This window comes from uncultured Flavonifractor sp., assembly GCF_944387675.1.
Lineage (GTDB): Bacteria > Bacillota > Clostridia > Oscillospirales > Oscillospiraceae > Flavonifractor.
On sequence record NZ_CALXFV010000107.1, the window covers coordinates 1 to 6,986 of the forward strand.

7 protein-coding genes are annotated in these 6,986 nt (G+C 62.8%); 3 read left to right on the forward strand and 4 right to left on the reverse strand.

Features of this window, described 5'->3' with window-relative positions; translation table 11 throughout:
• Window positions 1-221: 221 nt before the first annotated feature.
• From Q0J74_RS11115 to pyrE, 4 genes are all read right to left on the reverse strand, one after another.
• The gene (locus Q0J74_RS11115; RefSeq protein WP_363315577.1) at window positions 222-353 is read right to left on the reverse strand and encodes a UvrB/UvrC motif-containing protein; all 132 of its coding nucleotides are present in this window, start codon (window positions 351-353) and stop codon (window positions 222-224) included.
• Window positions 354-463: 110 nt separating this feature from the next.
• Window positions 464-2,422 carry an excinuclease ABC subunit UvrB gene (gene uvrB / locus Q0J74_RS09555; protein WP_297213902.1) on the reverse strand — a complete coding sequence of 653 codons (1,959 nt, stop codon included), beginning with the start codon at window positions 2,420-2,422 and terminating at the stop codon, window positions 464-466.
• 57 nt (window positions 2,423-2,479) lie between these two features.
• Window positions 2,480-3,160 (reverse strand): JAB domain-containing protein, encoded by a 681-nt coding sequence (gene radC / locus Q0J74_RS09560; protein WP_297213905.1) that lies wholly within the window; start codon window positions 3,158-3,160, stop codon window positions 2,480-2,482.
• A gap of 59 nt (window positions 3,161-3,219) precedes the next feature.
• Window positions 3,220-3,891, reverse strand: a complete 672-nt coding sequence (gene pyrE / locus Q0J74_RS09565; RefSeq protein ID WP_297213908.1) for an orotate phosphoribosyltransferase — start codon at window positions 3,889-3,891, stop codon at window positions 3,220-3,222.
• Between the two features lie 177 nt (window positions 3,892-4,068).
• On the opposite strand from pyrE, the gene Q0J74_RS09570 reads away from it, so the two are divergent.
• From Q0J74_RS09570 to Q0J74_RS09580, 3 genes are all read left to right on the forward strand, one after another.
• Complete coding sequence (locus Q0J74_RS09570) at window positions 4,069-4,560, forward strand: COG2426 family protein (RefSeq protein ID WP_363315578.1); 492 nt, start codon at window positions 4,069-4,071, stop codon at window positions 4,558-4,560.
• 48 nt (window positions 4,561-4,608) lie between these two features.
• Complete coding sequence (locus Q0J74_RS09575; protein ID WP_297213911.1) at window positions 4,609-4,944, forward strand: hypothetical protein; 336 nt, start codon at window positions 4,609-4,611, stop codon at window positions 4,942-4,944.
• Between the two features lie 60 nt (window positions 4,945-5,004).
• Window positions 5,005-6,986 (forward strand): SF1B family DNA helicase RecD2 (locus Q0J74_RS09580; protein WP_297213914.1); only part of this gene is annotated, 1,982 nt, incomplete at its 3' end.

The window sequence follows — 6,986 nt, forward strand, 5'->3', positions numbered from 1 at the left end:
TGGATGGGGATGCCGCCGAAGGAAATGACGGCGGCCTTGAGACCAGTTTTGCCTAAGGTAACGTAATTCATGTGAAAAACCTCGCTTATCAGATTTATAGAGCCTGGGGAAATGGACGCGCGTAATATCTGTATCTCCCAACTGAGGGGCGAAGGCATACAGCCAAGTTTGCATACAGTCCGGTTGGTTGCGGTGGTTGGGCCTGCATGGGGGCAACTCCATCATCCCTGTCCCCGCAGCTCGATGATGCGGTCCCGCAGCACGGCGGCGTACTCGAATTCCAATCTCTTGGAGGCCTCCCGCATTGTCCCACACGGCTCCTGCCGTGTGGGAGCCCTGAATGGATTTGACATGCTCGGGCCAAGTGAATTGGCCCTGCGCCAAGGTTTTGCCTGCGGCAAAACGCTTGTACGGCGCAAGCGCCGCCCCGCCGGAGGCGGGACCCCGAAAGAACTGCGGGAGGCTATTGTCCCCGCAGCTCGATGATGCGGTCCCGCAGCACGGCGGCGTACTCGAATTCCAATCTCTTGGAGGCCTCCCGCATTTCTTTCTCCAGCTTGGCGATGGCGGCCTCCTTCTCCTTCTTGGACAGGGCCTTTTTGGAGTGGGGCAGTTCCCCCTTATCCTCGGACAAATCAATGACGTCCCGCACCGACTTGATGATGGTTTTCGGTACGATGCCGTGGGCCTGGTTGAAGGCGTCCTGCTTGGCCCGCCTCCGCTGGGTCTCGTCCATGGCCCGGGCCATGGAGGGGGTGATGGTGTCGGCGTACATGATCACCAGGCCGTCGGCGTTGCGGGCGGCCCGGCCGATGGTTTGGATGAGGGAGGTCTCCGAACGGAGGAAGCCCTCCTTGTCGGCGTCCAGAATGGCCACCAGGGACACCTCCGGCAAGTCCAGACCCTCCCGCAGCAGATTGATCCCCACCAGCACGTCGAAGGTACCCAGCCGCAAATCCCGGATGATCTCCATCCGTTCAATGGTGTCGATGTCGTGGTGCATGTACCGCACCTTGATGCCCGCATTGGTGAGGTAGGCGGTCAAATCCTCCGCCATCTTCTTGGTGAGGGTGGTGACCAGAATCCGCTCCTGCCGCTGGGTGCGCTGGTTGATCTCGTCGATCAGGTCGTCAATCTGCCCCTCCACCGGCCGCACCTCAATGCGGGGGTCCAGCAGGCCGGTGGGCCGGATCACCTGCTCCACAATCTGTCCCGAGCGCTCCCGCTCGTATTCCCCGGGGGTGGCGGACACGTATACCACCTGGTTAAGCCGCCCCTGGAACTCCTCAAACTTCAGGGGCCGGTTGTCGAAGGCGCAGGGGAGGCGGAAGCCGTAGTCCACCAGACTGGTTTTCCGAGCCCGGTCCCCGTTGTACATGGCCCGGACTTGGGGGAGGGTGACATGGCTCTCGTCGATAAAGAGCACGAAATCCTTGGGGAAGTAGTCCAGCAGGGTGTGGGGAGGCGACCCGGCGGGCCGCCCCTCGATGACCCGGGAGTAGTTCTCAATGCCGGTGCAGTAGCCCAGCTCCTGCATCATCTCCACGTCGTACATGGTGCGCTGCTTGATGCGCTGGGCCTCGATCAGCTTGCCTTCCCGCTCGAAGAAGGCCACCCGCTCCTCCAGCTCCTTGTAGATCTCCTGCACGGCGGCGTCCATCTTCTCCTTGGGGGTGACGTAGTGGGTGGCGGGCCAGATGGGGATGGTGGTCAGCCGCCGGATGGGGGTTCCGGTGACCACGTTGATCTCGGAAATCCGGTCAATCTCGTCTCCGAAAAATTCCACTCGGATGGCGGAATCTTTCCAGTAGGCGGGAAAGATTTCCACCGTGTCCCCCCGGACCCGGAACATGTTGCGCTCAAAGGCGATGTCGTTGCGCTCGTAGCGGATGTCCACCAGCTTTTTCAGCAGCTCATCCCGCTCCAGCGTAGCCCCCACCCGGAGGGAGACCATCATTTTGGCAAAGTCCTCCGGCTCCCCCAGTCCGTAGATGCAGGACACCGAGGACACCACGATTACGTCCCGCCGCTCCATCAGGGAGGCGGTGGCCGCCAGCCGCAGCCGGTCAATCTCCTCGTTGATGGCGGAGTCCTTTTCAATAAAGGTGTCGGTGTGGGGGATATAGGCCTCCGGCTGATAGTAGTCGTAGTAGGACACGAAATACTCCACCGCGTTGTGGGGGAAAAATTCCTTGAATTCGGCGCACAGCTGGGCGGCCAGGGTTTTGTTGTGGGCCAGTACCAGGGTGGGCCGCTGCACCGCCTCGATGACCTTGGCCATGGTGAAGGTCTTGCCCGAACCGGTGACCCCCAGCAGGGTCTGCTCCTCCAGGCCGTTTTCAATGCCCGCCGCCAGGGCGGCAATGGCCTCGGGCTGATCGCCCGACGGCGTGTATTCGCTGACCACTTCAAATTTCGGCATACCCTCACCTCGCTTTCCCATTGTACCAAAACAAATGTTCTACTGCAACTGTGAGTTTTATTCCCGGGGCTGATAAAACCCGCTGTCCCGGAGGGATACCATGTCGTCATCCACAAAGATCAGGTGATCCACCAGGCGTATCCCCAAGGTACTCAGAATCTGGGCCAGGGCATTGGTGGAGGCCACATCCTCGTCGGAGGGGAGGGCGATGCCGGAGACATGGTTGTGAGCCACCACCACCGCCGAGGCGTTGAGGGACAGGGCGGCCTCGGCCACCAGCCGGGTAATGATGGCGACGGCGTTCACACTGCCCTCGCCCAGCCTGCGAATGCCCAATACCTTGTGCTTGCCGTCCATACACAGCAGACACAGCATCTCGTTGCGCGCCCCGAAGAAGTAGGGGCGCAGCAGGGCATAGTAATCCCGTGCGCTGCGGGCGATGTCGTCGGTCTGGGTACGGGCGGTGAGGTAGCGGCCGGAAAGCTCCTTCACCGCCTTGAACAGCACGGCGGCGTGTTCCCCCACCCCTTTCACCTTCCGCAGCTCCTCCGGCGTGGCGTCCAGCACCCCCGCCAGGGAGCCGAAATGGTCCATCAGCTCGTGTGCCAGGGGATTGGTGTCGCTGCGGGGATTGGCGTAGAAGAGCAGCAGCTCCAGCAGCTTGTGGTCGGGAAAGGAGTCGGCCCGGGCCAGGAATTCAGTTTTCAGCCGCTGACGGTGTCCATCGTGGGTACCCATGGCCGGACCCTCCTTTCGCAGATTGGACGGCAGGGGCGATGTCCGCACCGTACCGATCCTTACCGGGCGCCGTATTCCTTCAGATAGGCCTCCATTCTGCCCTTCATCTCGTCGTCGATGTACACGTTGCCGTCAATCTCCCGGTTGTGGAGGAAGGCGATGATCTCCCGTACGGTGACGATGGGGAAGACGGCGATGCCGTAATCCTCCCGCAGCTCGTCCAGGGTGGAGCAGTCCCGGGTACCCCGCTCCATCCGGTCCACGGAGACGATGAGGGCCTTCATGTGTACATCGGCCACATGCTTGAACAGCTCAATGGTCTCCCGTACGGCGGTGCCGGCGGTGACCACATCCTCCACAATCACCACGTCATCCCCGTTCTGGGGCTTATAGCCAACCATAGAGCCCCCCTCTCCGTGATCCTTAGCCTCCTTGCGGTTGAAGCAGTAGGGCAGGTCCCGGCCATATATCCGGTACAGGGAGGCGGCGGCGGTGACCGCCAGGGGGATACCCTTGTAGGCGGGGCCGAACAGGCAGGTGACGGAGTCGGGCAGATTCTCCTGGATGCAGGCGGCGTAATAATCCCCCAGCTTGGCGGCCTGGGCGCCGGTTTTGTAGTTGCCGGTGTTGATGAAGTAGGGGGTTTTCCGGCCGGACTTGGTGGTGAAGTCCCCGAAGGTGAGCACGCCGGAGCGCACCATGAAGGTGATGAATTCTTCTTTATAAGTCATGTCGGTCAGCCTCTCTTTTCCAAAATGGTCGAATCATTATATCACTATTTCCAGGCGGGGACAAGGCCGGGACCGGAGAGGAAAAATCCTTTTTTTATAAAAAATTAATGCAATTTAATGCAATCTCCCCGGGGGATATGGTACAATACAAAGGATTTCGGATGAGAGGTGTTCTGTTTGGAGCTATTGAACTGGCTGACAGCCACAAATTTGGGTGAGATGCTTTTTACCATGCTGGTCTCCATGGTGCCGGTGATTGAGCTGCGGGGGGGCGTTCCCTTCGGCACTGCCCTGGGCCTGCCGGCGGGACAAGCCCTGGTGGCGGCCATCATCGGCAACATGATTCCCATCCCCTTTATTATTGTCTATATCCGGCGGATCTTTCTGTGGATGCGGCAGAAATCTCCCAGGCTCAACGCCCTGGTGGACAAGCTGGAGACCAAGGCGCACCTGAAAGGGGAAAAGGTGAGCAAATACAAGTACCTGGGCCTGTGGATTTTCGTGGCCATCCCCCTGCCCGGCACCGGCGCCTGGACGGGGGCGCTGGCGGCGGCTTTTCTGGACATGCCCCTGCGCAAGGCCCTGCCCTCCATTTTCCTGGGGGTGGTGACCGCCGGCCTGATTATGACCTTCGCCACCGGCCTGGTGGTGGCCACTGTGGGGAACTGAGCGCCTTTTCTCCCTCCGCCGCATAGGATGGGGCGGAGGTGAGGAATTGTGCATGCCATCGCGGAGGTGTTGCTGGCCCTGCTGGCGGCGGCGGGACTGCTGGCGCTGGGCTGGGTGCTGATGGGCAGGCTGGTGAGTCCGTCGGCGGGCGGAGGAGCGGTGTATGCCGTGGTACCCGCCAGCGGCGGCGGAGAGCACCTGGAGCAGGATGTAAAGGGCCTTTTATGGCTGCGGGGCGGGGAGCCGGCCCGCTTTACCATTGTCATTGCCGACAACGGCCTGGACCCGGCTGGCCGGGCGGTGGCGGCCGCCCTGCTGGCGGAGAGCACCGGACTGGTGATCTGCCCCGGTGAGCGGCTGGGGGCATACCTTCTGGGGAAATAGGATTCGACAAACCGCCGCCCTGATGGTATCATATCCCTGAAAGAAAGAGGAGGGGCGGCCATGCGGGAGGCGGAAGAGACATACTTAGAGGGGACCGTGGCAGCCGTGGTCTACCAGAACCAGGAGAACGGCTACACCGTGCTCCGGCTGGATGTGGGGGACGGCGCCGCCGTCACTGTGGTGGGGTGTATGCCCGGGGTGGCGCCTGGGGAGGGCATCTTGGTCCAGGGCGTGTGGATGCGCCACGCCTCCTATGGGGAGCAGGTTAAGGCCGAGGTGGTGGAGCGGCGCCTGCCCGCCGGCACCAAGGCCATTTTTGACTACCTGTCCTCCGGGGCGGTGCGGGGCATCGGCGCCGCTACCGCCCGGCGGATGGTGGAGGAATTTGGGGAGGAGGCTCTGCGGGTGCTGGAGGAGCGCCCGGAGCAGCTGACCCGGATCAAGGGAATCACCCGCAAAAAGGCCCTGTCCATGGGGGAGAGCTTCCGCCTCCAGCTGGGTATGCGGCGGCTGCTGGAATTTCTGGGGGAGCATGAGATCCCCCTTCAGCTGGCCATGCCCCTTTACCGCAGGTATGGGGACCGGGTGCTGGAGGTGATCCGGGGCAATCCCTATCTGATGGTGGACCAGGAGCTGGGTGTGGCCTTTTCCCAGGCCGACGCCCTGGCCCTGTCCATGGGCATGGAGGGAGAGGACCCGCAGCGGGTGGAGGCCGCCCTGCTGTTCGAGCTGGCCCACAACCTGGACAACGGCCACACCTTTCTGCCCAGGGGAAAGCTGATTGCCGCCACCGGCCAGCTCATCGGGGTGGAGGACGAGCTTTTGGAGGACGCCCTGGAGGCCCTGCTGGAGCGGGGTGAGGTGATTCAGGAGCCGGTGGCGGGGGAGGAGGCGGTGTACCTCCATGACCTGTGTGAGGCGGAGCAATACGTGGCCTGGCGGCTGACCGAAATGGCCCGGGGAGAGCTGACGGCCCCCCATGAGCTGGACCGGCTCATCGACCGCATCCAGGCGGGTCAGGGTATTACCTACGCGCCCCAGCAGCGCCAGGCGGTACAGTTGGCTGCCCGGCGGCAGGTGATGCTGCTCACCGGCGGCCCCGGCACCGGCAAGACCACCTCTCTGCGGGGGGTATTGGCCCTGTTTGAGGAGCTGGGACTGGAGACCGCCCTGGCCGCTCCCACCGGCCGGGCGGCCAAGCGGCTGGGGGAACTGTGCGGAGCGGAGGGGTGCACCATTCACCGCCTGCTGGAGACCCAGTACGATCCCCGCTCCGGGCGGCTGGTGTTTGCCCACGATGAGAGCGATCCGCTGAAGGCGGATGCCGTCATTGTGGACGAGACCTCCATGGTGGACATTGTGCTCATGCAGGGCCTGCTCTCCGCCCTGCGGCCGGACTGCCGGCTGATTTTGGTGGGGGACCCGGACCAGCTGCCCAGCGTGGGGCCGGGAAATTTATTCTCCGACCTCATCCGCAGCGGAGTGGTTCCCATGGTGCGTCTGACGGAAATTTTCCGCCAGGCCGCCGAAAGCGCCATCATCCGCAGCGCCCACGGGGTCAACCGGGGGGAGCTGCCCGACCTGCGGGACAACAGCCGGGACTTTTTCTTTCTCCGGCGAAAAGACCCCGCCCGGGCCGCCGAGACCATTGTGGAGCTGGTGAAAACCCGCCTGCCAAACAACATGGGCATCCCCGCCGACCAGATTCAGGTACTCGCTCCCACCCGCAAGCGGGTGGCGGGTACCGCCAGCCTGAACTGCGCCATTCAGGAGGCGGTGAATCCCCCGGGGGCGGACAAGCCGGAGCGCCGGTTCGGGGAGTATGTCTTTCGCCAGGGAGACCGGGTGATGCAGGTGCGCAACAACTATGACGTGCTGTGGCGGGACGGACTTGCCTCCGGCATGGGAATTTTCAACGGAGATATCGGCCAGATCACCCGGGTGGACAATCGGGAGGGGACCCTGACGGTGGATTTCGAGGGCCGGCAGGTGGAATATACCCCGGATATGCTGGGAGAGCTGGAGCCGGCCTATGCCATTAC

Bases quoted from the DNA above. Each gene is read 5' to 3' on its own strand.
- Q0J74_RS11115 (WP_363315577.1), bottom strand. From the start codon at position 353: ATGTCAAATCCATTCAGGGCTCCCACACGGCAGGAGCCGTGTGGGACA.
- pyrE (WP_297213908.1), bottom strand. From the start codon at position 3,891: ATGACTTATAAAGAAGAATTCATCACCTTCATGGTGCGCTCCGGCGTG.
- radC (WP_297213905.1), bottom strand. From the start codon at position 3,160: ATGGGTACCCACGATGGACACCGTCAGCGGCTGAAAACTGAATTCCTG.
- uvrB (WP_297213902.1), bottom strand. From the start codon at position 2,422: ATGCCGAAATTTGAAGTGGTCAGCGAATACACGCCGTCGGGCGATCAG.